11 protein-coding genes and 2 tRNA genes are annotated in these 20,022 nt (G+C 41.4%); 7 read left to right on the forward strand and 6 right to left on the reverse strand.

Annotation, left to right across the window (positions count from 1 at the left end; genetic code table 11):
* Window positions 1–59 precede the first annotated feature (59 nt).
* The gene (locus tag QUE24_RS12920; protein WP_286304226.1) at window positions 60–962 is read left to right on the forward strand and encodes a GGDEF domain-containing protein; all 903 of its coding nucleotides are present in this window, start codon (window positions 60–62) and stop codon (window positions 960–962) included.
* Here the strand turns inward: QUE24_RS12920 and QUE24_RS12925 are convergent, their stop codons facing one another.
* From QUE24_RS12925 to QUE24_RS12940, 4 genes are all read right to left on the reverse strand, one after another.
* On the reverse strand, window positions 963–1,955 hold the full coding sequence (locus tag QUE24_RS12925; protein WP_286304227.1) for a response regulator: 993 nt from the start codon (window positions 1,953–1,955) through the stop codon (window positions 963–965).
* Window positions 1,952–5,200, reverse strand: a complete 3,249-nt coding sequence (locus QUE24_RS12930) for a PAS domain S-box protein (RefSeq protein WP_286304228.1) — start codon at window positions 5,198–5,200, stop codon at window positions 1,952–1,954. The genes QUE24_RS12925 and QUE24_RS12930 overlap by 4 nt, the downstream gene beginning before the upstream one ends.
* A gap of 520 nt (window positions 5,201–5,720) precedes the next feature.
* The gene (locus QUE24_RS12935; protein ID WP_286304229.1) at window positions 5,721–6,875 is read right to left on the reverse strand and encodes a site-specific integrase; all 1,155 of its coding nucleotides are present in this window, start codon (window positions 6,873–6,875) and stop codon (window positions 5,721–5,723) included.
* 174 nt (window positions 6,876–7,049) lie between these two features.
* Window positions 7,050–7,367, reverse strand: coding sequence for a helix-turn-helix transcriptional regulator (locus tag QUE24_RS12940; RefSeq protein ID WP_286304230.1), 318 nt, complete (start codon window positions 7,365–7,367; stop codon window positions 7,050–7,052).
* Window positions 7,368–7,567: 200 nt separating this feature from the next.
* On the opposite strand from QUE24_RS12940, the gene QUE24_RS12945 reads away from it, so the two are divergent.
* From QUE24_RS12945 to QUE24_RS12970, 6 genes are read left to right on the forward strand one after another with little or no spacing between them, the layout of a single operon-like run.
* Window positions 7,568–10,003, forward strand: a complete 2,436-nt coding sequence (locus QUE24_RS12945; protein ID WP_286304231.1) for a type I restriction-modification system subunit M — start codon at window positions 7,568–7,570, stop codon at window positions 10,001–10,003.
* Window positions 10,000–11,382, forward strand: coding sequence for a restriction endonuclease subunit S (locus tag QUE24_RS12950; protein ID WP_286304232.1), 1,383 nt, complete (start codon window positions 10,000–10,002; stop codon window positions 11,380–11,382). Before QUE24_RS12945 ends, QUE24_RS12950 begins: the two co-directional genes overlap by 4 nt.
* A gap of 21 nt (window positions 11,383–11,403) precedes the next feature.
* Window positions 11,404–13,245: a DUF262 domain-containing protein gene (locus QUE24_RS12955; RefSeq protein WP_286304233.1), complete on the forward strand. Its 1,842-nt coding sequence runs from the start codon at window positions 11,404–11,406 to the stop codon at window positions 13,243–13,245.
* Window positions 13,238–15,709 (forward strand): DUF262 domain-containing protein, encoded by a 2,472-nt coding sequence (locus QUE24_RS12960; RefSeq protein WP_286304234.1) that lies wholly within the window; start codon window positions 13,238–13,240, stop codon window positions 15,707–15,709. Before QUE24_RS12955 ends, QUE24_RS12960 begins: the two co-directional genes overlap by 8 nt.
* Complete coding sequence (locus QUE24_RS12965) at window positions 15,702–18,794, forward strand: type I restriction endonuclease subunit R (protein ID WP_286304235.1); 3,093 nt, start codon at window positions 15,702–15,704, stop codon at window positions 18,792–18,794. Before QUE24_RS12960 ends, QUE24_RS12965 begins: the two co-directional genes overlap by 8 nt.
* Window positions 18,794–19,495: a M48 family metallopeptidase gene (locus tag QUE24_RS12970; protein ID WP_286304236.1), complete on the forward strand. Its 702-nt coding sequence runs from the start codon at window positions 18,794–18,796 to the stop codon at window positions 19,493–19,495. The genes QUE24_RS12965 and QUE24_RS12970 overlap by 1 nt, the downstream gene beginning before the upstream one ends.
* A 125-nt stretch (window positions 19,496–19,620) precedes the next feature.
* On the opposite strand, the gene QUE24_RS12975 is transcribed toward QUE24_RS12970, so the two are convergent.
* Both QUE24_RS12975 and QUE24_RS12980 read right to left on the reverse strand, forming a co-directional pair.
* Window positions 19,621–19,696, reverse strand: a tRNA-Thr gene (locus QUE24_RS12975).
* A gap of 199 nt (window positions 19,697–19,895) precedes the next feature.
* A tRNA-His gene (locus tag QUE24_RS12980) sits at window positions 19,896–19,971 on the reverse strand.
* Between the last annotated feature and the right edge of the window lie 51 nt (window positions 19,972–20,022).

A 20,022-nucleotide genomic window follows, 5' to 3' on the forward strand; every position in this document is an offset into this window, starting at 1 on the left:
CTATAGTCATACTAAGAGTATGGTTATTATAAATACTAAAAAAGTGATAGCTGGTTGAAATGTCAATGGAAACAAACCCAAGGTTAAAAGAAGAAAACGTAACAGATTTGTTCAGTATGGAGAGTATCGAATCTGCATGGTCTTTTTTAGATATTTTGCCTTTTCCAGTCACGGTTATTGATGATGACTATAGGGTGATTCGAGCCAATCAGGAAGCCATTCATGAATACAGTCAGATTGATGAGCCTTGCTACAAAATGAGTCATGGTTACGATAGTCCCTGCCATGAAAATGGTGAGGCCTGCCCTAAGCTCGATGCACAGACCCTCAGAACAACAATTAGTCATTTACATATTCATCAAACCAACAGCGGTCCTCAGAAATTCAAAGTGATGGCGCTACCTCTAGAGAAGGGTGGAGCTATGGAGCTGCACATTCCGCTGGATGATGTCACTTCTCTTGATGGTGTCACAGGTCTGACCAATCGCACAGAAGGCGAACAAGGTGCGCGTCGATTAGTGGCTCTGATGCAGCGATTATCGACCCCCTATAGCATCATTATGCTTGACCTCGACTACTTCAAACAGATTAATGACCAACATGGCCATCATGTGGGCGATATTGTGCTGAGACGAACAGCAGAGGTCATGGCTGACAGTATTCGTGCTTCCGATATTCTGGTTCGATGGGGTGGTGAAGAGTTTTTGTTTGTCTTATCAGGCGCACAGGCTGCTCATGCAGCTAAGTTCACCGAGAAACTGTTACAGCATTTGCGTGAGATAAGAATTGCACTACGTGATGACACAATTTCGGTCTCTGCCAGTGCCGGTATTCGAGCCGTGAGTACAGCTGAATTAGCCACAATAAATTTTGATAAAGCTTTGCAACAAGCTGATGTGATGCTCTACTCTGCAAAAAAAGCAGGAAGAGATCAGTTCATGATGTATGACGCTGCACCATAACTAATCAGAAAATGCTTGTTTCACTTTCAGAATGTCTGGCAGGTGCTCAATTAAGATGGGGGGCAAAGCGGGATCAATGTGTTTACCACTCTGTTCATTAATGAATTCTATGGCTTCCTCAACTGGCCAGGCTTCTTTATATGGTCTGGCGCTGGTTAATGCATCAAAAATATCAGCTATGGCAACGATTCGACCTGCAAGCGGAATCTCATCACCTTTTAATCCATTTGGGTAACCCGTGCCATCCCATTTTTCATGATGGGTCAGGGCAACAGTATGGGCTAGTTGAATCAATCTTGATGTTGAGTTGGCTAAGATCTCGGCCCCGATTAAAGTATGTGTTTTCATTTCTGAAAACTCTTCTAACGTTAACTTATCTGGTTTTAATAATATTTTGTCAGCAATACCAATTTTTCCAATGTCATGCATGGGAGCCGCCATCATGAGTTCGTTTGCGGTACTCTCGTCAAATCCATAACCCAGAGCAATAATTTTTGCATAGCGACTCATCCGCTGAACATGTAAGCCCGTTTCGTTATCTTTGTATTCTGCAGCTCTACCTAAACGTTCAATCAAGTCGATATGGGTGGCACGAAGCTCATCTGCTTTGACAAGAGAGATATGTGTTTTTACTCTGGCAAGTACAGTGGAGGGCACGATGGGTTTAATGATGTAATCTACTGCACCAATGTCAAAACCTCGTGCTTCATCATCCGGATCTTGTAAGGCTGTCACAAATATAATCGGTATGTGTGAGGTGTCTGATCTGGCTTTTAATTGCTGGCAAACTTCTAAGCCTGTCATTTCTGGCATCATGATATCGAGTAAGATCAGATCCGGCATTTCCTTATCAATCAATGCCAGAGCACCTTTTCCTGAGCGGGCGAACGAAAGCGCATAATCGTTCTGCAGAATCTGACGAAGCACTCTCAAGTTGGTTGGCTCGTCATCGACAATAAGGATTCTAGGCTGGTATTTCTTTATCGTAGTCATAATGTGGTGTTCGTTATATGTTGCTTGATAGCGTTTAAGTGTTGTTGGGCGACCAAAAAGTCAAAGTCGAGTACAGACTGTTTAACATCTAAAGCAAGTCGATGTAAGTCAGCTTCAACCCCATTGACTAGCTCGTCTACTCTCTCTTCGTTAAGTTCTCCATGCTCGCTAAGCTCGATAAGTTCATCGACGATAGTCAATATACGGTCGTTAGCTAGCAGGACTTGTGATGTTACAGTTGCCTCACTGTTTGAATCAGCCAATGAGGCTTTTATCCATTTTTCCTCTTTTGATAACGTGGAAAAGGCATTGTCGAGCTTAGCAATCTCTATCGCTACTTCGACTTTATGTTCATTATTTGACTTATTTTCTATCAAAGAAGTTGATTGATGGATTTTCAAAAGGCCCAGGTTGCCTGACACACCTTTGAGCTTATGTGCCAGCTTTTTCAGTTCACTGTAATTCGATGTTTCATTCAATTCAGATAGCTGTTTACTGATATCGCTATACGCTTTTATAAAACGGGCCAATTCAGCTAAATAAACAGGGTAGCTACCCCATAACGTTAATGCTTTATCAATATTGATCTGCGTGAATGTATGTTCATCAATACCAAGCACTTCTGGAGCTGTTGTAATGAAGTGTGGCTCAATACCGAGAACCCGTGCCATTTCAGCTGTGAGCAGCTGTATATCAATAGGTTTGTGGGAAAAGCCATTCATGCCGGCATTAGTCGCTTGCAGTCGGTCTTCAGATAAGACACTCGCTGTTAAAGCGACGACAGGTGTCGTTTCAAGTTGATGAGCTGACTCATACTCACGAATTTTCTTGGTAGCGGTAAACCCATCCATCACTGGCATTTGTAAATCCATCAAAACAATGTCAGGTTTTTCTATGATGAATTTATGGAACGCATCTTCGCCATTTACCGAATTAATAACAGTATGATTTTGTCGTTCAAGTAAAAGCGAGAGTAAGGTCAAGTTCTGAGAAATATCATCAGCAATTAATACTTTTTTGGGTGGAATCGACAAGGCTTGGTTCGCTACAGTTGCGTTAATGATGTCATCGGTTTTTTGTAGTGGCAGATCAAAGAAAAATGTACTGCCTACACCTGCCTCACTACTGGCGCTTAATTCTCCTCCCATCAAATCCACTAGCTGTTTGGAAATTGTTGTACCCAGTCCAGTACCACCAAAGCGCCGGCTCATTGAAGCATCAGCCTGGGAGAAGGGTTCAAAAATGGTATTGAGCGTCGTTTCATCCATCCCAATACCGGTGTCCTCAACGGTAAAACGAAGAGTGGACTCATTAAGAGGGTGTACCGAAACGGTGACACCACCATTTTCAGTAAACTTCACGGCATTACCAATAATGTTATATAACACTTGCCTAATTCTGTTTTCATCTCCTAAATACGAGGTATGAATGTCGTCAGGTATACTGCAGTTAAGGTATAGGTTTTTATTTTTTGCTTGAAGCCATAATGTAGATATGACTGAATCAATCAGCCTGGTTAAATCGAACGTGGACTCTTCGAGTTCGAGTTTATTCTTTTCTAGTTTGGCACTGTCGAGAATATCATTTAACAGGTGAAGCAATGATCGGGCTGATTGGCTAATGGTTTGCAGATGTTTTTTATTGTTGCCACTGATATCTTTGGCATCAAGAAGCAGATCTGAAAAACCGATGATGGCATTCATCGGTGTTCTTATTTCATGACTCATATTCGCCATGAATCTGGCTTTACTCTCTGCTGAAAGTTCAGCTCTCTCTTTCGCCTGACGAAGATCGTCTTCCATCTCTATGCGGTGTGTAATATCCAGAATCAAACCATCTATCCAAACGGGTTGGTCGTTCTCGTAAATAATAGAGCCTTTTTCAAATACCCAGATATAGTGGCCATCTCTGTGTTTCCAGCGAAACTCAACTGAGTAACTGGTTTTACTTTCAAGTGCTGATTGAACAGCATCATTGGTTAAATCCACATCATCGTGATGAATCAGTTCTGAGAGATGAATTCGCTGCTTATAAAAGTCTTCAGCAGCCCAGCCTGTCATATCAAAAATGGCATCGCTGACAAAAATGACCGACCAGTGTTCATCCAGCAAACAACGAAAACTGGCGCCAGGAATATTTCTAATTAATGAACTATATTGCTCCTCACTCTTACGCAACTTTTCTTCAATTTCCCAACGTTGAGAAATATCGGTAGCAAAACCCACAAATAATGAACCGATGTCTTCTACTTCAACACGACCTACACCAAGTCGTATTGGAAATGAGTGACCGTCTTTATGTTTAGCAAAAACTTCTCTGGCTTGACCGGTCAGTTGGGTTTGTCCTGTTTTAAGAAAGTTAAATAAATATTCTTGGTATTCATTTTTGGCTTCATCAGGCACCAGAACTAAGAAAGATTTGCCAATAACCTCTGTGTTTTTCCAGCCAAAGATAGTTGATGCTGATGAGTTAAAGTCTTGGATGATTCCGTTTTGATCGATGGTGATGATGCCATCAACGGCTGTTTCGAGGGTAGTTTTTAAACGTAGTTCACTGATGGTTTTTTCAGTCAGTAACTGGCGATATCTGAGCTGAGAAGCAATAGTGATGGCCAAGGCAATCAATAATAATGTGATAGAAGTAATAATATAAGATAACTGAACGTGATCTTCTGTGATGCGATGCGTCATCAGAGTGTTGTCGCTCATGAGATATCTTGCCCCAGCCATACCAGTGTAATGCATGCCTGAAATAGCCAGTCCCATCACAACAGCGCTGATGATATTGATGAGGTGGACAGAGTGTTGTTTCCAGACTATTGATAGATAATGGCGAGCTGACAGTGCGATGAAAGCCAGTACAACAGCAACAATAATAGAAGCAGCGAACCAACTAGGCACATAACGAAGCTCCGCGTCCATCTCCATGGCTTCCATACCAACGTAATGCATCATCCCTATACCGGCACCTACGGAGAAGCTACTCATAATCAGTTGCCATAGAGTCATTGAAGGATTTATAAGCATTCTCAAAGTGATATAGGAAGAAAGCAAACTAGGAAGGATAGAGATAAGTGTGAGAGGGATATTGTAGGTCGTTTGTTCAGACATCTCGTAAGCTAACATGCCCACGAAATGCATACTCCAGACACCACCAGCAAAAATGATGGTGCCAGTAATAATAGCAATATGGCGGTGGCGATTGTTTTTGATTAGTTTTGCCATTGAAGCAAAATGTAACGCCACAAAAGCCGCTGTTGTAGCTAAAATGATTGATAGAACGACAAGAAAGAAATCATATGAACCGACAATGAGTGTCTGTTTGGGGGCTGATGTTATAAAAAAATTATCAGGGTTGAACATTAAGAACCTATTCAAGTCGGTTTGGGTAGATAGCTAAAGTTCGCTATTTCTATATAGCATAATTCTTTAGCGGAACTTGAAGTAGTTAATTTAGAAAAACTTTGAGATAAAGTTCACCATATTGAAATACGGTGAGATTAATGTTGCTTGTAGAGGTCAAATTGAGATTGGAACAGACGGGGTTGATTAATGCTTAGACCAAAAAAAAGCCTCGTTATTTTAACGAGGCTTTTTTTCTTGTTCTGGAGCCGGAGATAGGACTTGAACCTACGACCCGCTGATTACAAATCAGTTAAACAAGTTAGTATTTATGCGGGTTTTCGGCGATTATTTGTCCGGAACTTCCTTGTTTTACCCCTTTTTTAATCAGTTACTTAGACTTTATTGTCCGGAGGTTTTGGAGCTAAAATACCGGTTTTACTACCGGTGTCGATTTGTCATAGCGATCAACAACGCTTGCCGACTTCCATCCACCAGCTTCTTGTTTTTCTGCTCGGGTACCTTTCGTGTCTGTGGTGCCTTTGCGTTTTAGATCGTGCAAGCTGAAACGTTCTTCGGGTGTGATAACTGGATTGTCACATTCCAAAGCAAAGGTGATCATCCGTTGCCATGCTGTATCGAGTGATGATTTTTGAAGAGGCTTTCCAGTTTTAGAAATAAATACCGGTCTATCAGCTGGATTGAGTGGCACGGGTATGTTTTTTGCTGACCAGATTCTGTCTCGTCTGGCGATAGCTGCATCCCACGCCTTGCGTAAACGTGGCGACCATTCGACGGCATTTGTTCGACTGCCTTTTCTACGATTGCAAACAAGGTGTTCATCTTTTGCTCTATTTTCTGTCATGTCGATAACTTCAATGCCACGAAGACGACATAAATAAGCAATCTCCATTACCGGCCATAAATATTCAGGACAGGCACCTTTTACGTTATTACCTAGACGGCTAGCCTTTAATACGTGAGAAAGGACGCGATGATAGACCTCATCACTAACCAATTGCTGTACTGGTTTTTCTTTGGCTTGTTCTATGCCGGTGGCAAAGTTGGTATCAATATAGCCTCTGGCACGCCCCCATTTAAACAGTCGTCTTGTGTAACGCAATGCATGGTTAGCAGCTGACGCTCCTTTTTCGCTGGCTAGTTTATCAATCAGCTTTTGCACCATAGGCGTTGACCATTTAGACATTGATACTGTGCCAAGTGGCTTGCCTGATAGGGTGGGGAAGTTTTCAACGAGTGCGCTGCAGTAACGATAATCGCGTTTTGTATTGTCAGAGAGATCGTTAAAAGTGGGGGACTTTTGAAACTCTCTTGTTAATAGGTTAAATGTGTTTTGATCTTCTGCGTGAAAGTCAGCGATTGCTTGGTGTAATTCTGGGAGTGTGGCAAACCGGCCAGCGATCCGGCTTCGTCTACGCCTGCCTGTTTGGGGATCTTTATATTTAGTGTACCAGTGCCCTTGCCCTGAATTATCCCAATGACAATTATCGGGTAGCTGTTCCTGGTTAATGTGTTTAGGTATGTCGATATTAAACTGGCGTTTAGGTCCTCGCTTCATTCACCTATCACCTCGTGATTATATATTAGTAAGCTAGATTAAGACGGTGGCTATTTTTACTATTGCAATATAAATATTATCACATATTGTGATCTTACGGTGGAGGGAGCTAAAAACCTCATCAGTCGTTAATGAAGCCAATTTAACAAGAAATCGTATACGGCGATATTTTCTTTATTCTGTCTTAAATGCCGCTACAAGCTTGAGGAAAAGGGACTTCTCTGGGGCGGTCAGGTTTCGGTATGTTTCAATTATTGTTTGTTCGTCATCATCAATTAGCAGTTTCTCGTCTTCATTTATTAATTCTGACAGGGACACACCTAATATAGCTGCAATATTGATTGCCTCGTCAAGTGATGTTTCTCTTTTTCCAATTAATTTCATGGATATAGAGCTTTGTGCAAACCCAAGTTTTTCACCCAGTTCTGACATTGTTATTTTTTTTTGTTTCAACAGCTTTTTGGTTTTTTTGTGCCATGTCTGTTCAGTCATATGAAAATCCAAAATATATAATTGATAAATATTATATCACTAAAAGTGATATTTTTCGGTTGTGCTTATATGCTCCATACACAGACACCAACTCAATAGTAATTCCGTTATATTATTGCTTCACTTATTAAATAGATTATCTAACGGGAACCTAGTAGGGTATTCAGTCTTTCATATTGAACGGTAGCTAGAACACAAATATGGCAATCAAGAAAAATGCACTTTATTCATCACTTTGGGCAAGCTGCGACGAATTACGTGGCGGCATGGATGCTTCGCAATACAAAGACTATGTGCTAACCATGCTGTTTATGAAGTATGTTTCAGATAAGGCCAAGGCTAATCCGTACTCTATGATTGAAGTACCACTTGGTGCTAGATATGAAGATATGGTGGCATTGAAAGGTGACAAAGAAATCGGCGATAAAATTAATAAAATTATCGCTGCATTAGCTGAGAAGAATGACCTCAAAGGCGTTATTGATATTGCTGACTTTAATGATGAAGATAAGCTCGGCAAAGGCAAAGAGATGCAGGATCGGCTATCAAAGTTGGTGGGCATCTTCGAAGGATTGAATCTGACAGGTAATCGTGCTGATGGTGATGACCTCTTGGGTGATGCGTATGAATACTTAATGCGTCATTTCGCCACTGAATCGGGTAAAAGCAAAGGACAGTTCTATACGCCATCTGAAGTGTCTCGTATTCTGGCTAAGGTTATCGGTATTCATAGCGATACACCACAAGATTGCACAGTATATGATCCGACGTGCGGATCGGGGTCCCTGTTGTTAAAAGTTAACGATCAAGCGCCACGTGGCTTATCTATCTTCGGTCAGGAGAACGATAATGCCACAAGCGCACTGGCTCGGATGAACATGATCCTGCATGACAGCTCTACGGCAAAAATCTGGAAGGGAAATACACTAACTGACCCGCAGTGGAAAGAGGCCAATGGCAAACTGAAAACTTTTGACTTCGCGGTAGCTAATCCACCGTTCTCGAACAAAAACTGGACAAGTGGGTTAAACGCAGAAAAAGATGAGTTTGACCGGTTTACATGGGGCATACCACCAGAAAAGAATGGTGACTATGCGTTTCTGTTACATATCATTAAATCGTTAAAAAGCAATGGCAAAGGTGCGGTAATCCTTCCCCATGGTGTTTTATTCCGAGGTAATGCTGAAGCGCGTATTCGTGAAAACCTTATCAAGCAAGGTTACATCAAAGGCATTATTGGTTTACCTGCCAACCTGTTTTACGGCACGGGCATTCCTGCCTGTATTATCGTCATTGACAAAGAATATGCTCAAGCTCGCAGTGGTATCTTTATGGTCGATGCCAGCAAAAGTTTTGCCAAAGACGGCAATAAAAATCGTCTGCGCAGCCAAGATATTCACAAAATTGTTGATGTTTTTACCAAGCAGCTAGAACTACCGTGCTACTCGCGCATGGTGCTGCTCAGTGAAATCGCCGGTAACGACTACAACCTTAATATTCCGCGTTATATCGACTCTAGCGAACCAGAGGACATACACGATTTAAGTGCACATCTACAAGGCGGTATTCCAAACCGCGACATCGATGCTCTAGCGCGCTTCTGGCAAGTATTCCCGAGTATTCGTGCGACCTTGTTTGCTGAGTGTAAAAAGCAAGCTGCCCGTGAAGGTTATAGCGAAGCCTTGGTTAAGTCTTCCGATGTGAAAAGTACCATCCTTAACCATGACGAGTTCAAAACTTTTGCTGCACAAAGCCTAGTGGCGTTTACCGAGTGGGCGCAGCGCTCAAACCTAAAAGCTATTGAGCAAGCTGAACTGCCAAAACAGATCATTCATCGCATCAGTGAAGATCTACTGCAAAGCTATTCGCAAACGCCATTGCTGAGTAAATACGATATCTACCAAATTCTGATGGATTACTGGGCAGAGGTGATGCAAGACGATGTCTATGTATTGGTGCAAGATGGCTGGTTAGCGGGCAAGGTGTTGCGTGAGTTAGTCGTTAAAAAAGGTGAAAAGCTCAAAGAAACGCCTGATCTAGTGATTGGTAAAGCCAAATACAAAGCCGAACTCATTCCACCGGCGTTAATCGTGGCGCGCTTTTTTACCGCTGAACAAGCTCAAGTGGATAACCTGCATTCGCTACTTGATAGCGCCAGCCAAGAGTTAGAAACCTATCTGGAAGAAAACTCGGGCGACGAAGGTTTGCTGAATGATGCGCTGAACGATAAAGACAAAGTCACCAAAGCTACGGTCACAGCGCGTTTGAAACTTGCCACCGACCCGGATGAAAAAGCCGCGCTGAAACAAGCCAAAAAGCTGTTTGATTTTGAGGCCGATGCTAAAAAAGCCCTAAAAGAAGCGCAAGACGCGCTTGATTTAGCAGTATTTAAGCAATACCCCAAACTCAGCATCGATGAGATCAAATCTCTGATTGTGGACGACAAATGGCTGGCAACGCTTGAAAGCAATATCATCGCCGAAATAGAGCGTGTCACCCAGCAACTGGCCAATCGTGTCAAAGAATTGGAAGAGCGTTATAACGAGCCACTGCCTGCCCTTACCCAATCGGTAGAAAACCTCAGTTATAAAGTAGCAGGACACTTAAAAACCATGGGCTTGGAGTGGGCGCTATGAGTGGTATGGCTGAGGTGAGCCCTAAGTATCTAGCGGAAGTTGCTTCGAGTGCCATTCCGGTGGGATACAAGCAAACGGAAGTTGGGCTGATTCCGGAGGATTGGCTGATATTAACTTTAGGAGATATCGCTGAGCTGACGTCTAGTAAACGAATATTTGAAAGTGACTATGTTAAGAGTGGAGTTCCTTTCTATCGTGGCCAAGAGATTTCATCTCTTTTAAATGGCTCAGTTATTGAGAATGTAATCTATATCAGCCAAGCAAAGTTCAATGAGTTGGCCGCAAGATTCGGAGCCCCTAAGGCTGGGGAAATTCTTATAACAGCGGTAGGCACTCTGGGAAATTCATTTCTAGTTGAATCTAACGACCCATTTTACTTTAAGGATGGAAACCTGATTTGGCTCAGGAAAATAAAAAACTGCCAACCTAAGTACTTGATAAAGCAACTTAACTACAACAAAAACAGGGTGTTGGAGTGCGCCATTGGCAGTTCTCAAAAAGCACTGACGATGGTTTCTTTGTCACCACTATTAATTCCTGTTCCCTCAAAAATCGAAGAACAAACCACCATCGCCAATGCCTTATCCGATGTTGATGCACTGATCAGCGAGTTGGAAAAACTGATCGCCAAAAAACAGGCCATCAAAACCGCCACCATGCAACAACTCCTCACCGGCCGCACCCGCCTGCCGCAGTTTTCCTTGCGTGAAGATGGCACGCCCAAAGGCACCAAGCCAAGTGAGTTGGGGGAAATCCCGGAGGATTGGGAGGTTAAGGCATACGGTGAAGTATTTACCTTTTTATCAACTTCAACTAATTCACGAGCTGATTTGTCTGAAGAAGGTGATTTTGGGTATGTCCACTACGGTGATATTCATACCGAATGGAACAATAAGCTCGACTTAAATAAGGAGAGGTTACCGCGAATATCTAAGAATATCGTCAGCTCTGCATTCGTTATGGATGGGGATTTGATTATGGCAGATGCATCTGAAGACTATGAAGGAATAGGCAAAACCGTTGAGGTCTTTAATGTTGGTGATAAACAGCTTGTTGCGGGTCTTCACACTTTCCTATTACGTGATAAAGAGAAAGTGCTCGCAGATGGTTTTCGAGGCTATTTACATAGTATCCCAGCGGTGAAAAGCTCTTTTGATCGATTGGCGACTGGTATGAAGGTTTATGGCATTTCTAAAAATAATCTTTCGTCTGTTTGTTTTCCCGTGCCAAGTCTCGAAGAACAAACCGCCATCGCCGCCATCCTCTCCGATATGGACGCAGAGATTCAGGCACTGGAACAACGCCTTGGCAAAACCCGCCAAATCAAACAAGGCATGATGCAAGAGCTACTCACAGGCCGCATACGCTTGCCAATTTAAAAAGAATAATAAGGAACACGGATGTCTGAATGTAACGAGCTAGAATTAAAGCCCATTAACGACCTGCTAGAGTTGTCGTTTTTTATTCCCGCCTACCAGCGTGGCTATCGTTGGTCTAAAAGGCAAGTTATAGAATTGCTGAATGACGTTTACGAATTTTGTCTAAATAAAAATAAGACCGAGCAAGATTTTTATTGCTTACAGCCAGTTGTAGTAAAAGCGAGAGGTGAACAGTGGGAGTTGGTAGATGGTCAGCAAAGACTAACTACCATTCTTATAATTTTGGGTTACTTTAATTCACGGTTTGCTGAAGATTTTCAAAAGCAACTTTATTCAATTGAATATGAGACGCGTCCTGAAAGCAAAGAGTACATTGCTAAGCTTGATGTAAGTCAGAAAGATAAAAATATAGACTTCCACTATATTTTCGAAAGCTACAACGAAATTCGAAATTGGTTTAAAGACAAAATTAACCGCATAAATGATATTGAATCAGTATTTCTAAACGATGTGAAAGTGATTTGGTATCAGATTAACGAAACTGAAAATGTCACTGAAGTATTTACTCGGCTAAATATGGGCAAAATTCCTCTGGTCAATGCTGAGCTAGTTAAAGCGCTATTTTTAAAGTCGAGCAACTTTGCCCAAGATGTAGATGACTCCAAGAGCAAAAAGCCAATTCAAGATCTACAGCAGTTAAAAATTTCTCAAGAGTGGGATGCGATTGAGAAGCGCTTACAAGATAACGCGTTTTGGTATTTCATTAGCAATGACCCCATTACCACGAATCGAATCGAATTCGTGCTGGATTTGGCATCCCGAGAGTTAGATAGTGAAGGGATTCTAGACACGGATAAATTGAAGATATTTTTGACGTTCAACCGATTGCTTTCGAATAGAAGTGATAAAGATAAACCTGTTGATATTGCTTGTGAATGGCTAAAGATAAAACAGTGCTTTATGACGTTAGATGAGTGGTATAACGACCGTGCTTTATTTCACTTGATTGGCTATTTAGTCTCACAAAAAGTTTCTATCGCTCATATTTTCGATTTACATCAAGAGGCATTTACAAAGTACGATTTTCGACAGTCATTGTTAAAGCTAGTCTTCAGCAAGACCTTTGGAGGTAGAGAGATAGCTGCACTATCTCAAGAATGGTTGGAAGATAGGCTAAACGAATTCACTTATGAATCAGGTGCGCATAGGCTTAGACCCATACTATTGCTATTTAACGTAGCTAGCCTTCTTGCTAACCCGGCTACGAATGCTCGTTTTCAATTTGATAAATATAAATTAGATAGTTGGGATATTGAACATATCCGCTCAGTGGCATCAGATATGCCAAATAGTAAAGACAAGCAAAAAGCATGGCTTGAAAATGTTGTTGCTTATATTTCTGGCGATGAAGCCCCAGAAGCTGAGGAATCTGACACTGATCTACACAATGATGAGCTCTTTATCAAACGTGAAGCAACAGAGTTACTACAAGTAGCAAACTTTGATAATGATCAGTTCGAAGGTTTGTACGATAAAGTACGAGCTTATTACGATCCTGATGGTAATGAAGATGTAGACAATTCAATTGGCAATCTAACCTTGCTCGATAACAGAACTAACCGTAGCTATCAAAATGCTGTATTCCCAATTAAGCGAGCGAGGATCATCGCTTTAGATAAAAAGGCAACCTTTGTTCCGCTATGCACTAAAAATGTGTTTCTAAAGTACTACAGCAAACAGGTAGATAAGATGCTGTACTGGGAAGCGAGAGATAGCAAAGATCATCAAAGGGCAATGGTAGAAATGTTACTCGGTTTCTTTCATGGAGTGGGTGATCATCTCAAGGAGTTTGGAGATGAATAAGGGAAAAAGCTTAACGTTTTACGGTCTATTTGATGTTGTTGAAGCGATTGAAATTCCAATATTGCAGCGTGATTACGCACAAGGTCGAGAAGAAGAACTTGAAGTTAGAACACTGTTTTTAAATTCATTATTCCAAGCGCTTAATAACAATGATGAGTCACATCAACCACTAGATTTAGATTTTGTTTACGGAAATTTTGAAGAAGGTGAGCGTAAGGCGTTTTCTGTTCTAGACGGACAGCAACGTTTAACGACTTTATTTTTACTGCATTGGTACTTAGCAATACAACATGGTCATATAGAAGAATTTAGACATCGCTTTGTCACTGATGAACAACGGTCTCGCTTTACCTATAAGACACGACCCAGCACAACCGAGTTTTTTGATGCACTGACCTCCAAAGATATGGAACTATCGGGTGCAGTGATAAGCAAGCAGATTAAAAATAGTCAGTGGTTTTATTTGTCATGGCAACAAGACCCAACCGTGCAAGCTTGTTTAAATATGCTCGATGCGATTCAAAGATTGTGTTCTCAAAACGATATTAACTTGTACGAGCGAATAATCAATACAAGTGAACCTTACATTACATTTCAATTCTTAGACCTTCACTCATTTGGTTTATCTGATGAGCTTTATATAAAAATGAATGCTCGTGGTAAGCCGTTAACAATTTTTGAAAACTTTAAAGCCAAGTTAGAGCAAAAAATAAAATCCTTTGACGGACCTTGGCCTGAATACACACTACCTTTCCAAGACAGTGCTAGCGGCTATGACTACTTCATACATAAGGTAGATACCGATTGGGCAGACTTGTTCTGGCCATATAGAAATGTTTGCTCTGATGACGATAGCTTTGATGATGAACTAATGAATTTCATTCGATTAGCCATCTCCTATCAATACCTAATTGATAACAAAGATTCACCTATCGAACTTGACTTGAATAGTGGAGAACTCTTTGGTCGAAACGGGCGCTTAGAGGCGCTTACGCTTTCTAAATATGAAGAACTAGACTGCCTAAATAAAGCGTTTATTGTTCGCCTTATTAGTTTCCTTGATCTCATCTATAGAAATGGATTAGTAGATAACAAAATAAACAGCTACTTAGAAACTGATTACTACTATGCGGAACATGAAACGTTAAAGCGTGTGTTTAATAATGAGACTAGCTACGATGATAAACTTAGATTTTATGCCTTTTATAGCTATGTTGCTAAATCACCGACAAAAGAAGAACTAAATGAATGGTTAAGGGTTATTTTCAATTTAACCGAAAACACCATTATCAATACCGCAGACGAGTTTAATAAAGCACTATTTGCGATAGACAACCTTTATAAGCAAGATAATTCCATATTAGAAACACTAGCTAATGATGTTGAAATAACAGGATTTTCTGGTCCTCAGATAGTTGAAGAAAAGATTAAGGCTCATTTGCTATTAAGGTCTAGTGAATGGCGAAAAGCGGTTATTAGTGCAGAACAGCATTCATTTCTGAAAGGTCAGATTGGATGTATTTTAAACTTTTCTGAAATTCTAAGTTATTACCGAGATCATAAACATTGCGAGTGGAACAAAGAAGAAGATAACGAGTATTTAAACAAATTCAGACGATATTCGAATGCTATCCAAAGCGTATTCGATCTAATTGAAAATAGCTCTGCATCAATTGATTTCCTATGGGAGAGAGCTGTATTAAGTAAAGGTGAATACTTCACCGATAAACGAGGCGACAAATACAATATGTTGTCCTCTCGCGATACTCGAAACAATATTCCTCGTGATCATAGTTGGAAAAGGTTGCTGCGGTTTGGAACGTCTTCAATTGAACAAAAACAAAAATATGTGAAAGCTGTACTGGATGACCCAGAGTTTAATCCTGACGAAGTAAAAATCTCACTTTCTGCTATTTGCTACAAAGCTATAGAAACAGGAGAACTTGAGCCTTGGAGAAAAGCATTAATTCAACATAAAGAGTTAATGGAATACTGCAAGCAAGGATTTATAGAGAAAACCAACTCTGAATTTGTATTATTGGGACAGTCACAACGAAACCATACGCATACTGAACTTTTCACTAAAGTTCTAGAACTAGAGCTATCGGAAGACAAGAGCCAATTGGCACCTTTTTCACATTTATGGTACGTGCCAGTTAAATCACGTGAAGAAAGTGCACATTTGAAACTAAGCGGGTTTGCTCATAATGGAGAGAAGTATCAAATAGAAATCCATAAAACAGCTAGCTGCTTTGATATAAGGGTAAAAGGTGGTGACATCGGAAATGCACCTGAGACTCTAACAGGTTTATTAGAGAGTGAAGGCTTTGAGTTGAATGATATGGCATTGCCTAGCCTCGGCTTTTATAGATACTACAGTGATAAAAATCAGAAAAGTATCGAAGATGTAACATTAAAGATCCAAAAGCTATGCACAAGTTTAGAGGATTTAAGCGATGAGTAACGTTGGCCAGCGTGAGCGTGCTACCCAAAATCGTATCGTTCGGTTTTTTCAAACTGACTTAGGCTATCGCTATTTAGGCGACTGGCAGGATCGCGCTGATAATAAAAACATAGAAGTGGATATCCTGATTGATTGGCTAAATAAACGCGGTGTTAGCGAGGCCTTGATCAGTCGAGTTATTCGCCAATTGGATGCGGCAGCAGCGCTGGGCGAAGGTAAAAATCTCTATTACGCCAATAAAGAGGTTTATCGCTTGTTGCGTTATGGCGTGAAAGATAAAGAAGGCGCTGGCCATCTTAATGAAACAGTCTGGTTGGTTGATTGGAAGCATCCCGAGGCCAACGATTTTGCTATTGCTGAAGAAGTATCTATTAATGGTGAAAACAAAAAGCGTCCTGACATAGTGCTATATGTAAATGGTATCGCGCTGGGCGTGATTGAGCTGAAACGCTCTTCTGTGTCTGTCTCCGAAGGTATTCGTCAGAACCTCGATAACCAGAAGAAAGATTTTATCCGTAACTTTTTTACCTCTATGCAACTGGTGATGGCGGGTAACGATACACAAGGCTTGCGTTACGGAACTATTGAAACGCCGGAGAGGTACTATCTGGAGTGGAAAGAGGAAGTCGCTAATCCTTATGGCAATAAGCTGGATTTTCACCTCAGCCGCATCTGTAATAAAGAGCGCTTTTTGCAGGTTATTCACGATTTCATCGTCTTTGATGCGGGTATAAAAAAGACCTGTCGTCACAATCAGTTTTTTGGTATTGAAGCGGCAAAACGGCATGTGGCCAAACGCGAAGGCGGGATTATCTGGCACACCCAGGGTTCCGGCAAAAGCTTGACGATGGTTTGGCTGGCCAAGTGGATACGTGAAAATGTAAAAGACTCCCGCGTGCTGATCGTGACCGATCGTACAGAGCTGGACGATCAGATTGAAAAAGTATTTACCGGTGTCGATGAAGATATTTATCGCACGAAAAGCGGTGCCGATTTAGTGGCGACGCTCAATCAACCCAACCCTTGGTTGGTTTGCTCTTTAGTGCATAAATTTGGTCGACATTCTGATTCGGAAAACGATGCTGCGACAGAGGAGTTTATCGCCGAGCTGAAAAAATCATTGCCTTCGGACTTTAACGCCAAAGGTAATTTGTTTGTGTTTGTGGACGAGTGTCATCGCACCCAGTCCGGCAAGTTGCATGTGGCGATGAAATCCATCCTACCAGAAGCTATGTTTGTCGGTTTTACCGGCACGCCTTTGATGAAAAAGGACAAAAAGAAATCCATCGAGGTGTTTGGCTCTTACATTCATACTTATAAGTTTGATGAAGCCGTGGCCGATGGCGTCGTGCTCGATTTACGCTACGAAGCAAGAGATATTGACCAGCACATTAAATCTCAAAAACATATTGATAACTGGTTTGATACTAAAACAAAAGGACTTTCTCGTCTTGGACGAACTCAGCTAAAGCAGAAGTGGGGCTCCATGCAAAAGCTGCTTTCCAGTCGATCACGGTTAGAGCAGATTGTGGCTGATATTTTGATGGACATGGATACCAAACAAAGGCTAGTGGATGGTAGAGGTAATGCCATGTTGGTATGCGCCAGTGTCTATCAAGCTTGCAAAGTCTACGAAATGTTTAATGACTCAAGTTTGAAAGGTCGGTGTGCGATAGTGACCAGCTATCACCCGTTAGCTTCACAAATTAAAGGTGAGGAGTCTGGAGAAGGGATTACTGAAAAGCTGGAAAAATATGATATTTACCGACAGATGCTGGCGGACTATTTTGATCAGCCTAAAGATGAGGCTTGTAAACGTATTGAAGAGTTTGAACTGAGTGTTAAAAAACAGTTTGTAGACGAGCCGGGACAGATGCGGCTGTTGATTGTAGTCGACAAGCTATTGACTGGCTTTGACGCTCCATCAGCTACTTATCTTTACATCGATAAACAAATGGCTGACCACAATCTATTTCAGGCGATATGTCGGGTTAATCGTTTAGATGGTGAAGACAAAGAGTATGGATACGTTGTCGACTACAAAGATTTGTTCAAGTCACTGGATAAAGCTATTCAGGATTACACAGCTGAGGCCTTTGACGCCTATGATAAAGAAGATGTTGAGGGATTACTTAAAAACCGCTTGTCGGAAGCTCGCGCTGATTTAGATACAGCCTTAGAACAGGTCAAAGCCTTATGTGAACCAGTGAAAGCGCCACGACATCAGATTGATTACCAGCATTATTTTTGTGGTGTGTCGGGAGAAAATGAAGCTGAGCTGATTGAAAAAGAACCGCTTCGTCTTGTGTTGTATCAATCTGTTGCCAAGCTCATTCGTACTTATACTAATTTGGCTAATGAAATGATCGAGGCAGGTTATACTGCTGAGCAGGCTCAAATTATTGCTAAAGAGGTTGCATTCTATTCTAAGCTACGCGATGAGATTAAATTGGCAAGCGGTGATTTAGTCGATATGAAGTTATATGAACCAGCAATGCGGAGGTTATTGGATTTGTATATTGATGCAGATCCAAGTGAGCAGTTAATTGATTTTGATGAAATGGGATTAATTGATTTGGTTGTCGAGCGAGGTGTTGATGGACTGGATGAGCTACCAACGTCAGTTCGTGACAACGAAGCAGCGATGTCTGAAGCAATTGAAAATAACATTCGTAAGACGATCGTTGATGAAAACCCAGTTAATCCTAAGTATTACGCTCGGATGTCTGAGCTACTGGATGAGTTGACTGTGCTGCGAAGAGAGCGAGCTCTTAACTACCAGGATTACCTTGAAAAAATTCGAGAGCTTGCAAATAAAGTTAAAAATCCTGGCGGCAATTCGGCTTCCTATCCTGAAAGCATATCTTCCAACGCTCAGCGTGCACTTTACGATAATCTTGGTCGAGATGAATTGCTAGTGACGAAGATCGATATGACTGTCAGACATACAAAAAAAGCTTTTTGGCTTGGTGATAGAATGAAAGAGCGTGAGATAGCCTTGGCGATTCATGAAGAGACGGCAGGTTATGACCTTAATATCGATGAAGTAATGGATTTAATAAAGGCACAAAAGGATTATCACTAATGCCTGAAGTAACAATAGGCAGTCTTGATGTTGAACTTAACCGTAAGGATATTAAAAACCTTCATATTAGTGTTTTACCTCCTGATGGTAGGGTAAGAGTATCTGCACCGTTAAAACTTACTGAAACCGCCATCAGAACAGCTGTAGTGCATCGTCTGCCGTGGATTAAGAGACAGCAACATAATTTTGCCAATCAGCTTAGAGAATCTGCCAGAGAGTTTGTGAGTGGAGAAACTCACTACTTATGGGGGAAACGGTATCGACTGGAGGTTATTGAGCGCTTTGGTAAACATGAAATTAAGCTCTCTGGTAATAGACTACGGATGTATGTGCGTAACGGTACGACATTAGAAAAACGAACAGAGCTGCTCAATAGCTATTATCGGCAAGAAGTAAAGCTCAAGCTGCCGATGCTGTTGGAGTTATGGGGGCAAAATCTTGGTGTCAGACCGTCATCCTATCTTGTCAGGAAAATGCGAACCAAGTGGGGCAGCTGTAATCAAAATCAAAAACGGATTCTGATAAATTCGGAGCTAGCCAAAAAACCAAGTGATTGTCTTGAGTTTGTTGTTTTGCATGAAATCGCGCATCTACTTGAGCGGCACCACAATGATCGCTTTGTTGCCCTTCTCGATAAAAACATGCCGCAATGGCCGGAAGTAAAAGCATTGCTGAATAAGCTACCAGTTCACTTCGATTGATAACGTAGATCAATTAATCACTAAAAGTAATTTTAAACCAAGAAAATATCACGGTCATTTGTCCGGAGAATTGTCCGGAGACGAAAAAAAGGGCTTGCAGAAACTCTGCAAACCCTTTCTATATCTGGAGCCGGAGATAGGACTTGAACCTACGACCCGCTGATTACAAATCAGCTGCTCTACCAACTGAGCTACACCGGCAATGAAGAAGCGCATTATACGGAGGCATTTTTGACCTTGCAAGCCAAAATCGAGATTAATTTTGAGTTTTTATGCAAGTTATTGTTTCAGAATGATGAAACTGAACAATTAAAAATGACAAGAAAGTAAATCGAGTCTTTTTCGACTGGATCAACGAAGTCTTTAATTTATGATGCGATGGAAATAATCTTAAGGAAGGTGGGGTGAGTGATGGGGCTCGAACCCACGACAACCGGAATCACAATCCGGGACTCTACCAACTGAGCTACACTCACCATTATTCTTGTATGAGGTGTGGATGACTTAGGATGTCGACCTCAAGAAAG

It is taken from the genome of Methylophaga marina (assembly GCF_030296755.1).
Classification (GTDB): Bacteria; Pseudomonadota; Gammaproteobacteria; order Nitrosococcales; family Methylophagaceae; genus Methylophaga; species Methylophaga marina.

Bases quoted from the DNA above. Each gene is read 5' to 3' on its own strand.
- QUE24_RS12940 (WP_286304230.1), bottom strand. From the start codon at position 7,367: ATGACTGAACAGACATGGCACAAAAAAACCAAAAAGCTGTTGAAACAA.
- QUE24_RS12960 (WP_286304234.1), top strand. From the start codon at position 13,238: ATGAATAAGGGAAAAAGCTTAACGTTTTACGGTCTATTTGATGTTGTT.
- QUE24_RS12950 (WP_286304232.1), top strand. From the start codon at position 10,000: ATGAGTGGTATGGCTGAGGTGAGCCCTAAGTATCTAGCGGAAGTTGCT.
- QUE24_RS12970 (WP_286304236.1), top strand. From the start codon at position 18,794: ATGCCTGAAGTAACAATAGGCAGTCTTGATGTTGAACTTAACCGTAAG.
- QUE24_RS12935 (WP_286304229.1), bottom strand. From the start codon at position 6,875: ATGAAGCGAGGACCTAAACGCCAGTTTAATATCGACATACCTAAACAC.
- QUE24_RS12920 (WP_286304226.1), top strand. From the start codon at position 60: ATGTCAATGGAAACAAACCCAAGGTTAAAAGAAGAAAACGTAACAGAT.
- QUE24_RS12945 (WP_286304231.1), top strand. From the start codon at position 7,568: ATGGCAATCAAGAAAAATGCACTTTATTCATCACTTTGGGCAAGCTGC.
- QUE24_RS12925 (WP_286304227.1), bottom strand. From the start codon at position 1,955: ATGACTACGATAAAGAAATACCAGCCTAGAATCCTTATTGTCGATGAC.
- QUE24_RS12965 (WP_286304235.1), top strand. From the start codon at position 15,702: ATGAGTAACGTTGGCCAGCGTGAGCGTGCTACCCAAAATCGTATCGTT.
- QUE24_RS12955 (WP_286304233.1), top strand. From the start codon at position 11,404: ATGTCTGAATGTAACGAGCTAGAATTAAAGCCCATTAACGACCTGCTA.